At 38.5% G+C, this 1,833-nt stretch carries 2 protein-coding genes; both read right to left on the bottom strand.

Going from position 1 to position 1,833, the window contains the following annotated elements; all coding sequences use genetic code 11:
* Positions 1-5: 5 nt before the first annotated feature.
* Positions 6-224, bottom strand: coding sequence for an Rdx family protein (locus tag AC220I_RS21960; protein WP_486726004.1), 219 nt, complete (start codon positions 222-224; stop codon positions 6-8).
* A gap of 182 nt (positions 225-406) precedes the next feature.
* Positions 407-1,833 (bottom strand): sulfite exporter TauE/SafE family protein (locus tag AC220I_RS21965; RefSeq protein WP_486726005.1); only part of this gene is annotated, 1,427 nt, incomplete at its 5' end.

Genomic DNA, 1,833 nt, shown 5'->3' on the forward strand with positions numbered 1-1,833 from the left:
CCATTTTATAAATTTGACAACATATCCACTTGAATCTTAGATCTAATTATGGATTCAACTTCTCCAATACCAGGTTTACGATTTTCTTTTACTTTAGAGAAAATCAAGTCATCATCTAAAGTGACTTCAAAGACACCACCTGTAGAAGGCATCAATGCAAAAGCCTGAATTTTGTTCTTATGTTCTTTTAGTACTTTGTGTAAAAGGCTCACGGCCTCTTCCAAATAACCTCAAGTCGTACAGTATTCAATCGATAATTGATGTTTCATAATAGCCTCCGAATTCATTATTTTTCGACACTTTCATCATATTTGACTTCGTTCATTAAACTTATACACCAAAATGTAAAATATTATTCACCACTGATAACATTTTCTTTAGCTATAAGGTCTAGCCAAGCTATTGATTATTGATTCCTGTTATAGACCCTATTTTCAATCTCAAGGAGGTCAGCTTCCTCTAAATCAGAAACCGGCAATATCAAGCCTTGAAGCATGCGCATACCACAAGTGAATCCAATATTCTCATCAGGTATTATGGTCTCAAGCTCAACATCTCCATCTAACAAATCGACACGAATATCTTTATTGATAAAGTCTATTTGGTAATTACAGCCAGTAACTTCATCCGCAATAAATCTAACTTTGAGCGGCATGCCCTCTTGAACCACTGAAACTTGTGGTGAATAGCCATAGGCATCCACATGTATTTCCATAACTTGAACACCATCTATAATGATCGCCTTATTGACTAAAACAGGATCTTGTGTACGAATACCTTGGGTGCCACCACTACAACAATCAGCACCGCCACTCGTAGGTGGCACCACATTTTCTGGCTGTAATGCTGGGACTGGTGAATCTGAACCTGTGTCTTCAACCACATTAATCTGACTTCTGATCATGCCCATCCAGCAAGAATAACCCACAACACCAGCCTCTGTAGGCGTAAACTCTATAAAATTATCGCCAGGTAGCAGTTTTATATTTATATTGTACTCAGGAATTATAATCTCATTGTTACAGCCATTGAGCGTTTCCTCTGAGGCAATAAAATTCCATTTAACAGGAACCCCTTTTTTTACCGTAATTACCGGATAACCTCTTGGTGACAAAATGGTTTCAACATATTGTTCATTATTAGCAGTGCCAGTATTATTTTCAATCGCTAAAACGGCTTCTTGCTTTGTCGATCCATATGAAATTGGATCAATTCCAGAAAGTGCCAGCCCCCTTGAAAGCATTGCAATCCCCATGAAAATAACAAGGGCTGCACCTACATGCATCATCCTGCGGTTCATCTTTGAACTTATCTTACCACTTAAGACACCAATTCCAAGCATTAATGGCACTGTACCGGCACTGAAAAAGAACATTGACGTGGCCCCCTCAACAACACTACCTGTACCAAGTGCATACAGCTGCATCGATTGTAGTGGACCACAAGGCATCAATCCGTTTAACAAGCCAACAACAAATGGACTTTTACCTTGCTTTGCGGCATTCTTTGCCCTTATACTTCCAGGAATTTTAGGTATTAGACGCTTAATAATCTTATTGTCTACGAGCATGTTGATGCCCATCAAAGTCATAAATATTCCTGCAAAAACTGGTATCAAACCGCCTGAAAATTGTACTGAAGCACCAATCCCCCCAACAATACCACCAATGACAGTATAAGAAACAATTCGTCCTAAATTATAAAGGACAGCGGTCATATATGTTTTTTTGGTGCCTTGAATTTGAACACATTGAGAAATAACAATACCACCGCACATTGCAATACAATGTAACGATGTAACAAGGCCAATGAGAAACAAGGCTAAAAAGCTGA

It is taken from the genome of Fusibacter sp., from assembly GCF_057447755.1.